Origin of the sequence: Bradyrhizobium sp. WSM1743 (assembly GCF_000473065.1) — a bacterium.
Taxonomy (GTDB): Bacteria; Pseudomonadota; Alphaproteobacteria; order Rhizobiales; family Xanthobacteraceae; genus Bradyrhizobium.
Map to the genome: position 1 here is coordinate 100,739 of NZ_AXAZ01000015.1, position 16,632 is coordinate 117,370.

The window sequence follows — 16,632 nt, forward strand, 5'->3', positions numbered from 1 at the left end:
TGGTTCTACGGCGCAGTTTGGATTGCTTCGTCGCAAGTGCGCCTCGCAATGACGGCGGTTTTGTCGATTCTCACCGGCCCTGCCGCCGGAAGTACCGCTTGCAGCGCTGCTCGGCTTCGGCCGCGGCAGCCTCTGGCGTGGCCGCACCGGTCGCAACGGCAGAGCACATCTGAATCAGCACGTAGTCTGCACTGACCGCACCCGTCGCCGTGGATATCGGTCCCTTATAGCCGTCATAGTATGTGCTTTTCATCGTATCCTTGAAGATCGAGACCTTGGGGTCGCCTTTCCAAACGGCGGCATCGGCATAGGCGGCGAGCGGCTGCGACCAGTAGCCGGAGTTGGCATTGAGCCAAGGTTCGTACTGGTCCTTCTCCAGCATGAATTGCAGGAAGGCCTTCGCCGCGTTGGGGTACTGGCTGTGTTTGAACACCATGGCGTTCAGCGTCAGGCCCGCCATCGGCGAGACCTTGGCCAGGCCTTTCGGCAGCAGTTGATGCTCGCTGTCGTCGGCGATCGCCTTGGTCGCCGAATCGTTCTTCAGCGAAAAATACAGTGAGACGCCGTTGGCCGTCAGCGAGATCTCCTGAGAGGAGTAGGCCCGGTTGTTGCTGACGTCGTTCCACGAGGTCGTGCCGGCGATGAAGGTCGGGTAGAGCTGCTTGACCCAGTTCAGCGCGGCGATGGTCTCCTTGCTGTTGATTGTGAGGTTGCCCTCCTCGTCGAGCAGGGCGGCATTGTGCGACCACAGCGCCCAGTTCGCAAAGCCGTTGCCGTCACCCTTGGCGTTGCCGAGTGCGAAGCCCGCCGGCTTGCCGGCCTTGTGCAGCTTCTGGCACAGGTCGACGATTCCGGCATGGTCTTCCGGCACCTTGTCGAAGCCGACCGATTGCAGGATCGACTTGCGGTAGATCAGAGGCCCCGCGGTGGCGCCGAACGGCAGTCCGATCCAGGACTCGCTCTTGTTCTTCTTGCCGTAGCGTTGCGCCAGCGGCAGCCAGCCGCCATAGCGCTTGCCGACATAGTCCGCGACGTCGGTCAGCTCGATCAGTTTGTCGATATAGATGTGCGGCGCATCCGAGAAGCCGATGATGATGTCGGGGCCGGCGCCGGAATTGGCGGTCACCGCGGTCTGCTGGTTGATGTCTTCCCAGCCGACGAAGTCGACTTTGACCTCGACCCCGGTCTCCTTGGTGAACTTCGCTGCATTCGCGCGGAATACATCCTCATCCGCCTGGACGAAGCGCACCGGGCGCAGCATGCGTAAGGATGCGCCCTTCTCGATCGGCAGCTTGGGCGCCGGAACGTCGGCAGCCTTGATAGTGGATGTTTGCGCTGCAGCACCGGTGGCCGCGAGCGTTGCAGCGGACAGGCCCAGCGCCAAGGCATCACGACGTGTGATGTCGTTCCTCATCAGTACCTCCCTATGATGTCTCCCTTCCCGGCGTTGATCGCCGGTGAAGGGCCGTTCGTCGTTGGCGCCTTCGCGCCGGCCGCCTAGCTGTTCGGTCCGCGGTCCATGCTGACGGGCTGCCAGCGGCGGAGCGCGGTGTTCTGCAGCACCGACGGATTGACGCAGCTTACCGGCCACATGCCCTGAAGCACCAGTGACAATTCGTAGCCCACCCGGCGCTTGCGCGCTTCGTCAAACCGTGCCGAGGCCGAGGCGACATGGGCGGTCAGGGTCACGTTCTCCATGCCGAGCAGGGGATTGTTGTGCGAGGGCGGTTCCTGCTCCAGCACGTCGAGGGCGGCATGCGCGATCCAGCCCTCCTGCAGCGCCTTGATCAGGCTCTCTTCGTCCACCGTGGCCCCGCGCCCGGTGTTGATGAAGATCGAGTCCTTCTTCATCTGCCGAAAATGCTTCTCGGTCAGCATGTGATGGACCTCGGGCCTCGCCGGAGCGTGCATCGAGACGAAGTCGGATTGCGACAGCACCTCGTTGAGCGTCGCCGGGATCACGCCGTGGTCGTACATCAGCGTTTCCTGGATGAAGGGATCGTAGGCCATCATGCGCAGGCCGAACGGCGCGGCGCGCTTCGCAACCGCGCGCGCCACGCGGCCGAACGAGATGAAGCCGAGGGTCTGGCCCATCAGCCTCGGGATCTTGAGCAGCGCCGGCCGGCCCTCGGCCCAGCGGCCGTCACGCACCATGCGGTCCTGCTCGACCAGGCGGCGGAAGCCGGCAAGCAGCAGCATCATGGCGTGGTCGGCGACCTCCTCGATGAAGGTGTCGGGGATGTTGGTGACGGGAATTCCGCGGGCGGTGGCAGCCTTGACGTCGACGCTGTCGACGCCGACCGAGCCGAGCGTGATGACCTTGCAGCTCTCAAGCGCGTCGATGATCGGTTTGGTGATCGGGATGCCCTTCGCGTAGATGGCATCGGCATTTTTCGCGGCGGCGATGAATCCGGCCTCGTCGGCGGGCGCCTCGACGATCTCGGCATCGATCGGATCGAGCGCCTCGCGCTCATAGGAATAATCGCTGCCCGCGACGGTGAAGCTCGCACCCTTCGGCGTCACCACCCTGTATTTCGGCATGTCCTGCTCCCGATTTGGTTTCTTGTTGTGACCCGCCTCCACGAGCGGGCCTTTGCGTCTTTTACGCGAAATCGGGGCAGGTGCGTACAATTGTCGGTTGTCATGAGCGCGGTATATTTCCGTTTTCCCATGCGCGGTCCGGGCTTCTACGGAGGCACGTAAGTAACTTGCTAAGGGCTGGCCCAATAAAAATTGATTCGATTTCGATCGATCTGGTCGCGTGCCCGTGTCCCATCATTGCCGGAGCTAACCTGTGAAGTTGAGCAATCTGAAGATCGCGCCCAAGCTGGGCATTCTTGTCGGCGTCACTTTGTTCGGCTTGTGCGTCTCCGGTGTTCTCGCCGGCTATCTGATGAAGCGCGAGATGGTGAATGCGCGCATCGATCAGGCCAAGGCGATCGTCGAGCTGGCGCGCAACTATGCCGCCGCATTGAAGAAGCGCGTCGACGCCGGCGAGATGACGAAGGACGCTGCGATGGCCGAGCTTCGCCGCTACGGCAATTCCATGACCTATGACAAGGGCGCCGGCTATCTGTTCGGCACGTCCTACGATGGCCTCACCCAGCTTGCGCCCGATCCGAAGGTGATCGGCACCAACCGGATGGACGTCATGACCAACGGCCGCAAGCTGTCGGTGGAATTGATGGATGGCGTCAAGGCCCATGGCGAGATTCTGCTTCATTATGAGTATGTGAAGCCCGGCCAGGAAACGCCGATCCGCAAGATCGGTTACGCCGTCGCGGTCCCCGGCTTCGACATGTATCTCGGCACCGGCGCCTATCTGGATGACATCGATGCCAAGATGGGGCCGGTCTACTGGCTGCTCGGTCTGGCGATGCTCGGCATCGTCATCGTTGCCGGGAGTGTCGCGTGGCTGGTCGGCCGCAGCATCAGCTCTCCGCTCGCCCTGCTCGGCACTCGGATGCGGGAGCTGGCCGACGGCAGGCTCGAAGGCGACGTCCCCGGTGTCGGCCGCGGCGATGAGGTCGGTGCAATGGCTTCGACCGTGCAGATCTTCAAGGACAATGCGGTCCGCATCCGCGACCTCGAGAAGACCGAGGCGGACGCCAAGGAACGCGCCGCGGCGGAACGTCGCAGCGCGATGGAAGAGATCGCCAACGACTTCGAGCGCAGCGTCAACGGCATCGTCCGCTCGGTCTCCTCGGCCGCGGCCGGCATGCAGACCACGGCGCAGTCGATGACCGCAACCGCCAGCGACGCCTCGTCGCGCGCGGCGACGGTCGGCGCTGCCTCGCAAAAGGCCTCCGGCAATGTCGGCACGGTCGCGGCGGCCGCCGAAGAGCTGTCGAGCTCGGTCGCGGAAATCTCCCGCCAGGTCACGCGATCGACCGAAGTGGCGAGCCGCGCCGTCAACGATGCCGAGCGTACCAACGCCACCGTCCAGGTGCTCTCCTCCGGCGCCGAGAAGATCGGCGAAGTCGTCAAGCTGATCCACTCGATCGCGGCGCAGACCAACTTGCTCGCGCTCAACGCCACCATCGAAGCGGCCCGCGCCGGCGAGTCCGGCCGCGGCTTCGCCGTGGTCGCCTCCGAGGTGAAGGCGCTCGCCAACCAGACCGCGAAGGCGACCGAGGAGATCTCCGCCCAGGTCGCGGCAATGCAGACCTCGACCGGCGACGCGGTCGCGGCCATCTCCGGCATCACCCAGACGATCGCCGAGATGAGCGAGATCACCGCGGGCATTTCCGCATCGATCGAGCAGCAGGGCGAGGCGACGCGCGAGATCGCGCGCAACATCCAGTCGGTCGCGGCCGGCTCGAGCGAAATCAACGCCCATATCGGCAGCGTCACCTCGGCCGCGGAAGCGACCGGCAGTGCCGCCACCGACGTGCTCTCCAACGCCCGCGAGCTGGACAACCAGTCCGGCGCGCTGCGCAGCGCCGTCGACAATTTCCTCGCCAAGGTGCGGGCGGCGTAGTTTTCGCGCGTGCACCGACGCTTCGATCTACTCCGCCGTCATGCCCGGGCTTGTCCCGCCTGCGCGGCAGAAGCCGCTTCGGCGAGGCGAAGGCCCGGGCATCCACGTTTCTTAGGCACCTCACACGTCGGTACGCGTGGATGGCCGGGACAAGCCCGGCCATGACGGAGAATGCGGAGGGATCGTGCCCCGGACGCAGCGCAGCGCTCCTTCAGCGATGCGCTGCCGAGCCGGGGCCCATGCTTGTAGCAGTCTGGGTCCCGGCTCCGCGATGCATCGCTGACGCGCTGCATCTTGTCCGGGACACGGGGACCCGCCCTACTGCTTCTCGATCTTCGCGTTCGTGATCAGCTTCTCCCACAGCACGAGCTGCTCGTTCACGAAAGTGCCGAGCTGCTCCGGCGTGCCGGAAAAGGCGTCCATGCCGAGCGTGGCGAGCTTGGCCTTGATCTCCGGATTCTCGACGATCTTCCTGATCTCGGCATTGAGCCGCGTCGCGATCTCCTTCGGCATGCCGGCGGGACCGAAATAGCCCTGCCACGATGAGATGTCGAAATCCGGCACGCCCGCCTCCTGCATCGAGGGCAGGTGCGGCACCAGCGGCGAGCGGTCCTTGGTGGTGACGGCGAGCGCGCGCAGGGCGTTGCCGTTGACGTGGGGCAGGCCGGTCAGGATGTCGACGAACATCATCGAGACGCGGCCACCCATGACGTCGTTGAGCGCCGGCGGCGAGCTCTTGTAGGGCACGTGCAAGAGGTCGAGCCCGGCATTGTGCGCGAAGGTCGCACCCGACACGATCGCCGACGACGAGCCCGAGGCGTAGCTCAGCTTGCCCGGATTGGCCTTGCCATAAGCGACGAGCTCGGCGACGGACTTGGCCGGCACTTCCGGATTGATGACCAGCATGAAGGGCAAATCGCCGGTGCGGGCGATCGGGGTGAAATCCTTGACCGGATCGTAGGTGAGGCTCTTGAGCAGATAGGGATTGGCCGAATGCGTGGTGTTGGTCGTCACCAGCAGCGTATAGCCGTCGGGGGCGGCCTTCGCGACATAGGTCGCGGCGAGCATGCCGTTGGCGCCCGCCTTGTTCTCGATCACGATGGGAACGCCGAGCGCCTGCGACAGATGCTGCGAGATCAGCCGCGTCGTGGTGTCGGTGCCGCTGCCGGCTGCGAACGGCAGCACCAGCGTGATGTTGCGGCTGGGATAGTTGTCGGCCTGAGCCGTGGACGCTGCGGCGAGGCAAAGTGCGGCCGCGCCGACGGTCCGCAGGTTTCGAATCAACGCTGAAAGCATGTTTGGTCGTTCCCTCTTTTTCGTTGGCGGGGAACCTAGCGTCTCCTCAATGAAATCGGAAGACGGGAGTTTCGTGCCCCGGGCGCAGTGCAGCGCGCCGCTCCTCGCGGCGTGATGCGCTGCTGAACCGGGGCCCACCTGCGGCAACCTGGGTCCCGGCTCTGCGGTGCATCGCTGACGCGCTGCATCTTGTCCGGGACACGAGAGGCGACGTCCGCCCAGCGGAATTACTTCATCGCCGAGCCCTGCCGCGATGCAAGCACGACGCCGGCGAGCACCAGCGCGTAGCCGATCAGGTGGAACGGCTGGAGCTTTTCGCCCAGCAGCAGGATCGCCATCGCCGAGCCGAACACCGGCACCAGATGGAAGAACGGCGCCGCCCGGTTCGGCCCGATCAGCGCCACGCCGCGGTTGAAGAAGAGATAGGCGAGGGTGGAGGGAAAGATCAGGATGTAGCCCAGCGTCGCCAGCGTCGTCCCGTCGAATTGCAGCACGCGGCCGCTCGCCGCCTCCCAGATCGCGGTCGGCAGCAGCATCGTCGCGCCACAGCAGGTCGTGAAGGAGAGAAACGAGAGCTGATGGATCTTCGGCCGGCGCGGGATGAAGGCGGAGTAGAGGCCGAACGCCACCAGCGAGGAGGCGAACATGATGTCGCCCCTGTTGAAGCTGATGCCCGCGAGCGCGGCGAGGTCGCCGCGCAGGATGATGATCAGCACGCCGAGCAGCGAGATCGCGATGCCGCCGAGCTGCGCGCCGGTCAGCCGCACGCCGAACAGCACCAGCGACCACAGCGCCACGAACAGCGGACCTGCCGACTGGATCAGCAGCGCGTTCAGCGCCTCGGTGTACTGCATCGCCCAGTACGAGATCGCATTGTTGAAGGCAAAGCCGACCAGCGACAGGAACAGCATCAAGGGCAGGCTCTTGCGCAACGCCGGCCAGTCGCGCTTCAGATGCGGCCAGGCGAACGGCAACAGGATCAGGAACACGCCGAACCAGCGGATCGTGGTGATCGTCAGCGGCGGCACATGCGCGCCGACATGACGCGCGAGCACGATGTTGCCGGCCCAGAACAGCGAGCTCAGGCTGAGCAGCAGATAAGGCTGGTTGTTGAGCCAACTGGCCGGACTGGCGGTCGGTGGCGCGGGCGAAGCGATCGTCATGGGCGTTACATGCAAGCTTGCGCCGGATTGCCGTGATGACACAAGTCACAGCGCCGCAATGCTACAATGCGCGCATGAGCTGAGGAGGTGCCGTTGGCGGTTAATATGTTGAACATCGAGGGACTGGAGAGGCTCGAACCGAATGCGCCGGTGGTGATGCTGAACCTGATGCGCTTCCACGCGCGCTCGCGCGACGGCGACGGGTCCGGCTGGGACGCGTATCTGCGCTACAGCGCGATCACGGTGCCGATGATCAGGGCGCGCGGCGGCACGCTGCTTTGGACCGGCGAAGCGAAGGCGGTCGCACTCGGCCCGCATCAGGGCAACGACTGGGACTTCGTCGCGCTGGTCTATTACCCGTCGGTAGCGGCCTTCCTCGATATGATGACGTCGGAAGCCTACGAACGTGAAGCCGACCCGCATCGCGTCAACGGCTGCGCCGAGCACGTCATCATCGCGACGAGCGAGGCCTACAGCAAGTTCAGGATCAAATAGCCCGCGCTCTTTCTTACCCTCCCCTGGAGGGGGAGGGTCGGCACGCAACCGAGCGAAGCGAGATTGCGTGACGGGGTGGGGTGATCTCTCCACTCGGGCACTGTTTGTCGCGGAGGGACCGTCACCCCACCCCGCTCGCGCTTCGCGCGATCGACCCTCCCCCTCCAGGGGAGGGTAAGAGGCACCTTCGTGTTTGGATGGAACGGTTGGCTACGTCGCCTGCTTCCGCGACGCCGCGAACACGCCCGCCAGCACCAGCGCGAAGCCGATGAAGTGGAATGCCTGCGGGTGTTCGCCCAGAAATACCATCGCCATGATCGAACCGAACACCGGCACGACGTGGAAAAACGGCGCGGCGCGGTTGGCGCCGATGAGGCGCACGCCGCGATTGAAGCAGAGATAGGCGAGCGCCGAGGGGAAAACGGCGACGTAGAACAGGGTCAAGAGGTTCGGCCCGTCGAGCTTCATCACGGGGCGGGCGGACAATTCCCATATCTCCAGCGGGATGAGACAGGCGGCGCCGCAGCCGAAGGTGAAGGCGAGGAACGAGAGGCCGTGCATCGGCGGCCGCTTCAGTGACAGCACCGAATAGAGCGCGAAGATCAGGAGCGCGAGGAGGAAGATCAGGTCGCCCTTGTTGAAGTCGATGCTCGACAGCGTGGTGAAATCGCCGTGCAGCAGGATGGTCAGCACGCCGCACATCGACAGCAGCACGCCGAAGGCCTGCGCCGCGGTGAGCCGGATGCCGAGGATGACCAGCGACCACAGTGCCACCAGCAGCGGCGCGGCCGACTGCAGCAGCAGCGTATTGAGCGCCTGGGTATGCTCCAGCGCCCAGTATTGCAGTGTGTTGAAGGCGCCGATGCCGGTGACCGAGAGCGTGACCATCAGGCCGAGCTTGCCGCGGATGGCCGGCCAGTCCTGCACGAGGTGCTTCCAGGCGAACGGCAGCACCAGCAGGAAGGCGAAGAACCAGCGCAGGAACGATAGGGTGACCGGCGGAATGTGGCCGGCGGCGAGCCGCCCGACGATGGCGTTGCCGGCCCAGCACAGCGCGGTGATGCTGAGCAGCAGATAAGGCTGGTTGGCGATCCAGCCGTGGCCGGATGTTTCCGCACTCGTGGTCTGATCGGTGGCGGACATTGCGATGATGCGGGCCCCGCATGTAGTACGCCGAGCCCTCCGGCCCGGCGAGATCCGGGCCGGCTGATCACCCGGCACCGTCCAAAGACACGGAAATCGAGGTTGCATCAACGGGGGGCGGACGCATCGCGACCATGCCAGCCGCGAAGGCGGCCTCTCAGGCTTTGGTCGAAGCCGTCGCGCCCGTAGCGAGGGTTTTCTGGATTTTCCGGGGATATCAAAGGCTTGGAGTGCGCGCCGGGCCCGAAAAAAGCCCCGTTCTTGCTTGCCTAGAGGGGCCGCTTCCTTTATCCGGTTGGGCTGCCTCGCGTGCGACCGGCCTCGGCCGGGAATTGGGCTGGGCGCAGGCATGATCTCCCGGAAAAGTGGGTCCCCGTTTTCCGTTCGGATCATGCCACTTACAAAAGAAATCTTCGAAGGATTACCCGCGCATGGCCAATGTTGTCGTCGTCGGCGCCCAGTGGGGCGACGAAGGGAAGGGCAAGATCGTCGACTGGTTGTCGGAGCAGGCGGATATCGTCGTCCGCTTCCAGGGCGGTCATAACGCTGGCCACACGCTGGTGATCAACGGCAAGACCTACAAGCTCGCGCTCCTGCCCTCCGGCGTGCTGCGCGAGGGCAAGCTGTCGGTGATCGGCAATGGCGTCGTGTTCGATCCCGCCGCCTTCCTCGACGAGGTCACCAAGCTCAGGGCCCAGGGCGTCGCGGTCTCTCCGGACAATTTGCGCATCGCCGAGAACGTCACGCTGATCCTGCCGCTGCACCGCGAGCTCGATGCGCACCGCGAATCCGCCAGCGCCGCGACTGCGATCGGCACCACCCGCCGCGGCATCGGGCCTGCCTATGAGGACAAGGTTGGCCGCCGCGCCATCCGCCTGATGGACCTTGCCGACCTCGATACGCTCCCGCACAAGATCGACCGGCTGCTGGCGCACCACAATGCGCTGCGCCGTGGCCTCAATCTGCCGGAGTTCGACGGCAAGGAGATCCTGAAAGAGCTGACCGCGCTGGCGCCGCAGCTGCTGCCCTACGCCGAGACGGTGTGGCGGCTGCTCGACATCGAGCGGCGCGCCGGCAAGCGCATGCTGTTCGAGGGCGCACAAGGCGCGCTGCTCGACGTCGATCACGGCACCTATCCTTATGTCACCTCGTCCAACACGGTGGCGGCGCAGGCGGCGACCGGCGCCGGCCTCGGGCCGGGCGCGGTCGGTTACGTGCTCGGCCTGTGCAAGGCCTATACGACCCGCGTCGGCCAGGGCCCGTTCCCGACCGAGCAGGACAACGAGATCGGCCGCAAGATCGGCGAGCGTGGCCGCGAGTTCGGCACCAACACCGGCCGTCCGCGCCGCTGTGGCTGGTTCGACGCCGTGCTGGTCCGCCAGGCGGTCCGGACCTGCGGCATCAATGGCCTCGCGCTGACCAAGCTCGACATTCTCGACGGCTTCGATTCGATCGAGGTCTGCACCGGCTACAAGCTCGACGGCAAGGAGATCGACCATTTCCCGGCCGGCGAGGGCGCGCAGGCCCGGGTCGAACCGATCTACGAGACCATCGAGGGCTGGAAGGAGCCGACCGCCAGTGCGCGGTCCTGGGCCGACCTGCCGGCCCAGGCCATCAAATATGTCCGGCGGATCGAGGAATTGGTGGGGTGCCCGGTCGCGCTGCTTTCCACCAGCCCGGAACGCGAAGATACTATCCTGGTGCAAAATCCGTTTGAGGCTTAACGCTATCTTACCGGGACGCGCGTATAGTTGAGTAGAAATGGCTGATTACTACCCGCTGATCGCCCGCGCTATTGCCGCCCTGGACCCCAACGCTCCCGGCGAAAGCCGTCGCGCGCTCTATGAGCGGGCGCGCACGGCCCTGATCGCGCAGCTGCGCAGCGTGCAGCCGCCGCTCTCCGAATCCGAGATCACGCGCGAACGGCTGTCGCTGGAAGAGGCCGTCCGCAAGGTCGAATCGGAGGCCGCCCAGCGTGCCCGCGAGGCCTCGCGCCCCGGTGGCGGCGCCCGCCCCGGCGGCAGTGGCGATGCCTTCCGCCGCGCCAGCACCCGTGCCACCGAGGCCAACCCGGCTGCGGCGCCGCCGCGCACGCGTCCGGCCCCGACGCCGCCGCGGGCCGACCGTCCGTCGTTCAATGTCGACGACCAGGGCGAGGCGCCGCGTCCGCCGCGCGCTCCCCGTTTCGACGCCCCGCGCCAGCCCGGGCCATCTGCCCCGCCGCCGACACCGGAGCCGCCGGCCGGGCGCGATCGCCAAGGGGCGCGCCGTCCGCCCGACGTCGGACCCCCGCCGCCGCTGCCGCCGTCGCCCGGCGTGCGCGGCTTCCGCGACATCACGGCCGATGCCAATGATCTCGGCGGCGCTGCCGCGCAGGCCAGCCGCGCCGCGCGGCGCACCTATGCCAACGTGCCCTCGCCCTCGCCGGAATTCGACCGGCTGGAGCCGAGCCTGGAAAACCGCGCCGGCGAGTCCGAGGCGCCCTATTCCTACGACGAGTCGATCGAGGAGGCCGAGCGCTACGCGCCGCCGTCGCCGCGTCCGCGGATCGCGTCCGAGCGCGAGGCCAAGAAGCGCGCCCGCACCGGCTCGGCCTTTCCGTTCAAGAGCGCGATCGCCGTCGGCATCGTGCTGATCCTGGTCGGCGCCGGCATCCTCTGGGGCAAGCCGCTGCTCCAGACCGCCACCAACCTGTTCAAGTCCTCGCCGACCCAGGTGGTGGAGGCGCCGAAGGATGCCTCGCAGCCGCAGAGCAAGCCGAAGATTCCCGATCGCGTCGGTCAACCCTCGGCCAGCGATCAGCCGGTCGCGCCGGTGGCGCAGAAGGTCGTGCTCTACGACGAGGATCCGTCCGATCCCAAGGGCAAGCAATATGTCGGCTCGGTGGTGTGGCGGCTCGAGCCGATCAAGGCCTCCGGCAACCAGAAGGCCGACGTTGCCGTGCGCGCCGACATCGAGATCCCCGACCGCAAGTTCAAGATGACGATGTCATTCCGCCGCAACACCGACTCCTCGCTGCCGGCGAGCCACACCGCGGAGCTGACCTTCATCCTGCCGCAGGATTTTCCCGGCGGCAGCGTCTCCAATGTGCCGGGCATCCTGATGAAGTCGAACGAGCAGGCGCGCGGCACCCCGCTCGCCGGCCTCGCGGTCAAGGTCACCGACGGCTTCTTCCTGGTCGGCCTCTCCAATGTCGATGCTGACCGCTCCCGCAACGTCCAGCTCCTGAAGGAGCGCTCCTGGTTCGACGTGCCCCTGGTCTACGCCAACCAGCGCCGCGCCATCATCGCCATCGAAAAGGGCGCCCCCGGCGAGCGCGCCTTCAACGACGCGTTCGCCCAGTGGGGCGATTAGGATTCCTCTCTTCCAAAGAAGACCGTCATGCCCGGGCTCGGCCCGGGCATCCACGTTCTTTGCGCCTTGGAGCTAGGCGTGGATGGCCGGGACAAGCCCGGCCATGACGCTACGGTTGACCGACGTTACTGCGCCGCGGCTTCCCGCTTGCGGGCTGCCGCAGCGGCTGCGTGCTCGCGGTCCATCACGGCGCGGCAGCCGGGGCTGACGTGGTGCTTGTTCCGGACCATGCAGGCGGTGATGCGCGGGATGTCGGGAATCTCGCTGGAGCACAGCCGCATCGCATCGCCCGAGCACATCTGCTGGGCTTCTTGCGAGAAGGCGAGACTGGGTGATGTCTGGAGTGCGAAGATGGTGGCGAGGGCGAAGAGAGAGGTGATGGTCTGATAGCGCGTCATGAAGGATGCGTCCCCGAGTTCCGTGGGTTGAGCCACTTGATTTTGGGGCGCCGCACGCGGCTTGATCTGCCGCATGTCACAGCCTTCACGTCGGGAACTTTGGTCCCGCATGTGGTCGCTCGATTTCTTGATGTTCGAATCGAAAGTGCTGCGCCGCCCGAGCGAAGTATGCGCCATTGTCACGGACCTGCAATGGTCGGCGCAAAGGAATTCGCAATTGTTGCACGCGCGTCACGCCGCAAGCGGCGCTCGCGATCAGATCAGCCGGTCGGGCGATGCGCTCGCTTGTTCCGCGTCACCAGCACCGAGCGAAGCGGCATGTTCCTCGACCGCCGTGACGCCCTTCGGGGTGAGCTCGAACAGATCGCCGTCCTTCATCACATAGCCGCCTGCGATCAGCTCGCCGATCTTGCCCTGACGGTCGTCGGCGAAGGCGACCGACTGGCTGATGTCCCTGAGGATCGAGAGTTGTTCGTCGCGCAGCATGTCTGACATCTCCGATCTCCTCTGGGGCTGCTGGCTGCTCCTCACATGCCGTGGCTCTGGAACACCTTGCTGCAGGCGCGCGACAGCTTGGCGCGATGCGCTTGCAGGCAGCTCTGCACAGCGCTGTCATTGCCGAGGTCCTTGCGGCAGAAGCGCGAGGCGTCGCGCGAGCAGGCGTTCTGCTCCTGCGGCGTGCCCATGTGGCCCTGCGCGAGAGCGGCCGCACTCGAGAGGCCGCTCAGGGCTGCCAGCGTGATCGTCGCCAGAATGAATTTGCGGGACATCGGCGGCTCCAATCCGACAGGGAGACTTCAAAGGTCCTGTCTGAACTCGTCGCCTTGCCACTTGTTCCCCTCGGGGCGGCTGCCGCCCCGGCTGTTCAAGGTTCCCGCTGCGCTGCTATAACACTGGGGAAGTGTGAGGGTATTTGATGAAACGCTACCTGGTGTTTGCGCTGGTTGGCCCGTTCGTCGGCGGGTTCCTGCTGCTGCTGACGACGACCTACCAGTCCGGCTATTGGACCCAGACCAGTCTCGGCGAGGTCGGCAAGCTGTTCGCGGTGTTCTTCAAGACCCTGCAATACAGCTATCTGTTCGGCTTCCTGCCCTCGCTGATGATCGGCGCGGTCGACGACATCCTGATCCACATCCGCCGGATCGGCCCGGGTTTGCGGATGCTCCTGGTCGGCCTGTTCGCCTTTGTTCTGGCCTCGCTCACCTACAGCTCGCGCGGGCCGGATTCGGGCGCGGTGCAGTTCATCCTGTACGGCCTCGTCGGGTTCGTGCCGGCGGTGATTTCATCCTGGCTCGTGCATCGCTATATCGAGGAGCCGCAAGTGGCGGCGGCGCCGACCTGACGCGCGGCGTCGGGTCGCGGCAGCAACCTCCGCCGTGCTGCGGCGTTCACCGAAGGCCATGATCATGTCCGAGGACGACATCCTTGCTCCGCGCAAATCCCGTACGGGCAGCAGCTCGCGCGCGACCTTTTCTCGCAACGAGGCGCGCGGGCCGATCATCGACCAGGAGGGCCACGAGATCAGGCCGGAAAGCCTGGAGCAGGGGTTTCGCGAGTTTCGCTTCGAATTCGGGCAAGCGAGCCCGTTCGGCAATCTGACGCGCGAGCAGCGGATCGCGCGTCTCGAGGCGATCGCAAGGCTGCTCGACGTCGCCTTCATCCTGCCCGGCACCAACATCCGCTACGGTATCGACGGGCTGATCGGCCTGATCCCCGTCGTCGGCGACATCATCACCACCGCGATCTCGCTGTGGCTGGTGCGCGAGGCCCGCGCGCTGGGGGCGCCCTGGTACATCACCGCGCGCATGCTCGGCAATGTCGCGCTCGACGGCGTGGTCGGCATGGTCCCGTTCGCGGGCGATGCCTTCGACGTGATGTTCCGCGCCAACATGCGCAACGTGCGTCTCCTGCGCCGCTGGCTGGAGAAGCAGCCGCGGATGTAGCGCTACTTCGCCTCTCCCCGCCTGCGGGGAGAGGCCGGAATTTGCGGGAGCAAATTCCGGGTGAGGGGGAGTCTCCGCAGGGCCGACTGGTCGACGATGCGCCAGGTTTCTCCATCGTCATTGCGAGCGCAGCGAAGCAATCCAGAATCTTTCCGCGGAGGGACGCTGGATTGCTTCGCTGCGCTCGCAATGACGAGGAGAGGCCTGAGTATCTGTCCCTGACACCGCGATTGTGGAAGCAGCCACCCTCTCCCCGTACGAACGGGGAGAGGAAAGAGAGTGAGCAAGCGGGAGAGAGTGCCCCCCAAACGCAAAAAGCGCGACGACCTTTCGGCCATCGCGCTTTCTGCGCACATCGGAGGCTTGCGAAAAAGCTTACGCCGCGTCGGCGTCGGTCTCCGCGGCCGGAGCCGGCTTGGGCCGACGGGGCAGCGGGAAGGCATCGCTCTCGTACAGCGAGCGGATGCCATTCTGGTCGAAGCGCGCTTCCTCGACCTGGAGATAGGCGCCGTTCAGCGAATCCGTCGGCAACTGCTCCATCGCGAACTGCACGGCCTCGGCCGCAGTGCCGAACCGCCGATAGGTGAAGCCCGCACGCTTCTTCTTGCGGATCGCGGCGGGGAAGAGTTCGGCGGAAGTGTTGAAGTTGAACGGACGCAGTGGACGCATGGTCAAAGACCTCGTGATCTTCTCTGGGGCTTTAAGCGCGTGGGGTTGGGGAGGGCAGGGGCCGCAATCAAGCGGGCCCGCCACATGTCATTTTCGTCCACTAATATAGGCCGATTTGACAGAAATGCGACCCCCGCGATGCGAGATGATGAATCAACGCATGGCAGCTCCGCAGCCGAAATAAAGCAAATAATATCAAATAGTTAAATCGTTTACACTTGCCAAGTAGCAGCAGCACGATCAGCACCACGAGCACGACCCCGCCAACGCCCATGCCGGAATGGCCGAGGCCATAGCCGTAACCGCCGAACCGGCCGGAGAGGCCGCCGACCAGATAGATGATCACCAGGATGATCAGGATGGTCCCCAGCGTCATGGCATCCTCCCTGGCAGCGGCCGAGATGCGATGATCGGCCGCACCGCCAGAGGAGAAAAGCACATCACGCCCTCGGGTTCCACGGGGGAACCCGACCGGGTGCGCTGTTTATTTCGGCTCCAGCTTCAGCGCCGCCGAGTTGATGCAGTAGCGCAGGCCGGTCGGCCCGGGGCCGTCGGGGAAGACATGGCCGAGATGGCCGCTGCATTTGGAGCAGAGCACCTCGGTGCGGATCATGCCGTGATTCGTATCCCGCTCCTCGTCGATATGGCTCTCGACCGCGGGCTGGGTGAAGCTCGGCCAGCCACAGCCGGAATCGAACTTGGCATCCGACTCGAACAGCACATTGCCGCAGCCGGCGCAGACATAGGTGCCGACGCGCTTCTCGTGCTCATATTCGCCGGAGAAGGGACGCTCGGTCGCCTTCTCGCGCAGCACGGCGTATTGCATCGGCGTCAATTCGCGCCGCCACTGCTCTTCGCTCTTGATGACCTTGTCGTCGGTGGTTTTCGTCTTGGTGTCGGGCATGGGTCTCCCGTTTCTTCAGTGATTTGCTTTCGGTGATGTCGCGATCAGTTGGTGGCCTTGCTGGCATTCACCAGCGTCGGCTTTTCAATGTAGTTATCCGCGAACAGCTTTTTCAGGTTCTGGACCTTCGGGATGTCGTTATAGGCGATGTAGGGCTGGTTCGGGTGCAGCGTCAGATAGTCCTGGTGATAGGCTTCCGCGGGATAGAATGCCTCGAGCGCGCCGATCTTGGTCACGATTGGCTTGTTGAAGACCTTCGCACCGTTGAGCTGCGCGATGTAGGCCTCCGCCACCTTCTTCTGCTCGTCGGAGGTGGTGAAGATCGCCGAGCGATATTGCGGGCCGACGTCGGGGCCCTGGCGGTTGAGCTGGGTCGGGTCGTGCACCACCGAGAAGTAGATCTGGAGGATCTTGCCGTAGGAGATCTTCTTCGGGTCGTACTTGATCTCGACCGATTCCGCGTGGCCGGTGCGGCCGCTCGAGACGGTCTGGTAGTCGGCGGTCGCCTTGGTGCCGCCGGCATAGCCGGAGACCGCGTTGACGACGCCTGCGGTGTGCTGGAAGACGCCCTGCACGCCCCAGAAGCAGCCGCCGGCGACCACGGCGGTCTGGATGTCGCTCGCGGGCGCTGCGTCCAATGCGGGAGCGGGGATCACGACCGCATCCTCCGCGGCCCGGGACGGCATCGTGAAAGCCAGCGTCAGGGCGGTGGTTGCGGCGAGCAGGGAGGCGAGGGCGGTTCGGCGCATGGCAATCCTCTTTCGGAAGGGCTGACAGTCTAGGGCGG

At 65.3% G+C, this 16,632-nt stretch carries 17 protein-coding genes and 1 pseudogene; 6 read left to right on the forward strand and 12 right to left on the reverse strand.

All coding sequences use genetic code 11. The features are described 5' to 3' along the window. Positions 1-70 precede the first annotated feature (70 nt). Both YU9_RS0112660 and YU9_RS0112665 read right to left on the reverse strand, forming a co-directional pair. Positions 71-1,414 carry an ABC transporter substrate-binding protein gene (locus YU9_RS0112660; protein WP_027573174.1) on the reverse strand — a complete coding sequence of 448 codons (1,344 nt, stop codon included), beginning with the start codon at positions 1,412-1,414 and terminating at the stop codon, positions 71-73. An 83-nt stretch (positions 1,415-1,497) separates the two neighbouring features. Next, positions 1,498-2,541, reverse strand: a complete 1,044-nt coding sequence (locus YU9_RS0112665) for a C-terminal binding protein (RefSeq protein ID WP_027573175.1) — start codon at positions 2,539-2,541, stop codon at positions 1,498-1,500. 253 nt (positions 2,542-2,794) lie between these two features. On the opposite strand from YU9_RS0112665, the gene YU9_RS0112670 reads away from it, so the two are divergent. Continuing rightward, positions 2,795-4,480: a methyl-accepting chemotaxis protein gene (locus tag YU9_RS0112670; RefSeq protein ID WP_027573176.1), complete on the forward strand. Its 1,686-nt coding sequence runs from the start codon at positions 2,795-2,797 to the stop codon at positions 4,478-4,480. 318 nt (positions 4,481-4,798) lie between these two features. Here YU9_RS0112670 and YU9_RS0112675 read toward each other — a convergent pair whose 3' ends face one another. Continuing rightward, positions 4,799-5,776, reverse strand: coding sequence for a tripartite tricarboxylate transporter substrate binding protein (locus YU9_RS0112675; protein ID WP_027573177.1), 978 nt, complete (start codon positions 5,774-5,776; stop codon positions 4,799-4,801). A gap of 227 nt (positions 5,777-6,003) precedes the next feature. Next, entirely contained in the window at positions 6,004-6,939 is a 936-nt protein-coding gene (locus YU9_RS0112680; RefSeq protein ID WP_027573178.1) for a DMT family transporter, read from the reverse strand. Positions 6,940-7,044: 105 nt separating this feature from the next. On the opposite strand from YU9_RS0112680, the gene YU9_RS0112685 reads away from it, so the two are divergent. Continuing rightward, entirely contained in the window at positions 7,045-7,434 is a 390-nt protein-coding gene (locus tag YU9_RS0112685; RefSeq protein ID WP_198028236.1) for a DUF1330 domain-containing protein, read from the forward strand. 210 nt (positions 7,435-7,644) lie between these two features. On the opposite strand, the gene YU9_RS0112690 is transcribed toward YU9_RS0112685, so the two are convergent. Then, positions 7,645-8,577: a DMT family transporter gene (locus tag YU9_RS0112690; protein ID WP_027573180.1), complete on the reverse strand. Its 933-nt coding sequence runs from the start codon at positions 8,575-8,577 to the stop codon at positions 7,645-7,647. Between the two features lie 431 nt (positions 8,578-9,008). Between YU9_RS0112690 and YU9_RS0112695 the strand changes: the two genes are divergently transcribed. Together YU9_RS0112695 and YU9_RS0112700 are read left to right on the forward strand one after the other, a co-directional pair. After that, the gene (locus YU9_RS0112695) at positions 9,009-10,301 is read left to right on the forward strand and encodes an adenylosuccinate synthase (RefSeq protein WP_027573181.1); all 1,293 of its coding nucleotides are present in this window, start codon (positions 9,009-9,011) and stop codon (positions 10,299-10,301) included. 37 nt (positions 10,302-10,338) lie between these two features. Further along, positions 10,339-11,931, forward strand: coding sequence for a hypothetical protein (locus YU9_RS0112700; protein ID WP_027573182.1), 1,593 nt, complete (start codon positions 10,339-10,341; stop codon positions 11,929-11,931). A 125-nt stretch (positions 11,932-12,056) separates the two neighbouring features. Here the strand turns inward: YU9_RS0112700 and YU9_RS0112705 are convergent, their stop codons facing one another. The 3 genes from YU9_RS0112705 to YU9_RS0112715 all read right to left on the reverse strand — a co-directional run bounded on the left by YU9_RS0112705 (position 12,057) and on the right by YU9_RS0112715 (position 13,099). Continuing rightward, positions 12,057-12,329, reverse strand: a complete 273-nt coding sequence (locus tag YU9_RS0112705; RefSeq protein WP_027573183.1) for a hypothetical protein — start codon at positions 12,327-12,329, stop codon at positions 12,057-12,059. Positions 12,330-12,584: 255 nt separating this feature from the next. After that, positions 12,585-12,824, reverse strand: a complete 240-nt coding sequence (locus YU9_RS0112710; protein WP_245266364.1) for a hypothetical protein — start codon at positions 12,822-12,824, stop codon at positions 12,585-12,587. Between the two features lie 32 nt (positions 12,825-12,856). Continuing rightward, positions 12,857-13,099, reverse strand: coding sequence for a hypothetical protein (locus YU9_RS0112715; RefSeq protein ID WP_027573185.1), 243 nt, complete (start codon positions 13,097-13,099; stop codon positions 12,857-12,859). A 146-nt stretch (positions 13,100-13,245) separates the two neighbouring features. Between YU9_RS0112715 and YU9_RS0112720 the strand changes: the two genes are divergently transcribed. Further along, a complete protein-coding gene (locus tag YU9_RS0112720) occupies positions 13,246-13,671 on the forward strand; it encodes a DUF5413 family protein (RefSeq protein WP_027573186.1) in 426 nt (141 codons plus the stop codon). A gap of 58 nt (positions 13,672-13,729) precedes the next feature. Beyond that, a complete protein-coding gene (locus tag YU9_RS0112725) occupies positions 13,730-14,272 on the forward strand; it encodes a DUF4112 domain-containing protein (RefSeq protein ID WP_027573187.1) in 543 nt (180 codons plus the stop codon). Between the two features lie 375 nt (positions 14,273-14,647). Here YU9_RS0112725 and YU9_RS0112730 read toward each other — a convergent pair whose 3' ends face one another. From YU9_RS0112730 to msrA, 4 genes and pseudogenes are all read right to left on the reverse strand, one after another. After that, positions 14,648-14,941, reverse strand: coding sequence for a hypothetical protein (locus tag YU9_RS0112730; RefSeq protein WP_024337713.1), 294 nt, complete (start codon positions 14,939-14,941; stop codon positions 14,648-14,650). Between the two features lie 217 nt (positions 14,942-15,158). Then, positions 15,159-15,317, reverse strand: a pseudogene (locus tag YU9_RS41360) (DUF3309 family protein); the annotation flags it as partial. A gap of 108 nt (positions 15,318-15,425) precedes the next feature. Then, the gene (msrB, locus tag YU9_RS0112740) at positions 15,426-15,845 is read right to left on the reverse strand and encodes a peptide-methionine (R)-S-oxide reductase MsrB (protein ID WP_027573188.1); all 420 of its coding nucleotides are present in this window, start codon (positions 15,843-15,845) and stop codon (positions 15,426-15,428) included. 44 nt (positions 15,846-15,889) lie between these two features. Next, complete coding sequence (msrA, locus tag YU9_RS0112745) at positions 15,890-16,594, reverse strand: peptide-methionine (S)-S-oxide reductase MsrA (protein WP_027573189.1); 705 nt, start codon at positions 16,592-16,594, stop codon at positions 15,890-15,892. Positions 16,595-16,632: the final 38 nt, after the last annotated feature.

Excerpts from the sequence above, each read along its gene's own strand:
- YU9_RS0112660 (WP_027573174.1), bottom strand. The coding sequence starts at position 1,414 with ATGAGGAACGACATCACACGTCGTGATGCCTTGGCGCTGGGCCTGTCC.
- YU9_RS0112665 (WP_027573175.1), bottom strand. The coding sequence starts at position 2,541 with ATGCCGAAATACAGGGTGGTGACGCCGAAGGGTGCGAGCTTCACCGTC.
- YU9_RS0112675 (WP_027573177.1), bottom strand. The coding sequence starts at position 5,776 with ATGCTTTCAGCGTTGATTCGAAACCTGCGGACCGTCGGCGCGGCCGCA.
- YU9_RS0112680 (WP_027573178.1), bottom strand. The coding sequence starts at position 6,939 with ATGACGATCGCTTCGCCCGCGCCACCGACCGCCAGTCCGGCCAGTTGG.
- YU9_RS0112685 (WP_198028236.1), top strand. The coding sequence starts at position 7,045 with ATGTTGAACATCGAGGGACTGGAGAGGCTCGAACCGAATGCGCCGGTG.
- YU9_RS0112690 (WP_027573180.1), bottom strand. The coding sequence starts at position 8,577 with ATGTCCGCCACCGATCAGACCACGAGTGCGGAAACATCCGGCCACGGC.
- YU9_RS0112695 (WP_027573181.1), top strand. The coding sequence starts at position 9,009 with ATGGCCAATGTTGTCGTCGTCGGCGCCCAGTGGGGCGACGAAGGGAAG.
- YU9_RS0112700 (WP_027573182.1), top strand. The coding sequence starts at position 10,339 with ATGGCTGATTACTACCCGCTGATCGCCCGCGCTATTGCCGCCCTGGAC.
- YU9_RS0112705 (WP_027573183.1), bottom strand. The coding sequence starts at position 12,329 with ATGACGCGCTATCAGACCATCACCTCTCTCTTCGCCCTCGCCACCATC.
- YU9_RS0112710 (WP_245266364.1), bottom strand. The coding sequence starts at position 12,824 with ATGTCAGACATGCTGCGCGACGAACAACTCTCGATCCTCAGGGACATC.
- YU9_RS0112715 (WP_027573185.1), bottom strand. The coding sequence starts at position 13,099 with ATGTCCCGCAAATTCATTCTGGCGACGATCACGCTGGCAGCCCTGAGC.
- YU9_RS0112720 (WP_027573186.1), top strand. The coding sequence starts at position 13,246 with ATGAAACGCTACCTGGTGTTTGCGCTGGTTGGCCCGTTCGTCGGCGGG.
- YU9_RS0112725 (WP_027573187.1), top strand. The coding sequence starts at position 13,730 with ATGATCATGTCCGAGGACGACATCCTTGCTCCGCGCAAATCCCGTACG.
- YU9_RS0112730 (WP_024337713.1), bottom strand. The coding sequence starts at position 14,941 with ATGCGTCCACTGCGTCCGTTCAACTTCAACACTTCCGCCGAACTCTTC.
- msrB (WP_027573188.1), bottom strand. The coding sequence starts at position 15,845 with ATGCCCGACACCAAGACGAAAACCACCGACGACAAGGTCATCAAGAGC.
- msrA (WP_027573189.1), bottom strand. The coding sequence starts at position 16,594 with ATGCGCCGAACCGCCCTCGCCTCCCTGCTCGCCGCAACCACCGCCCTG.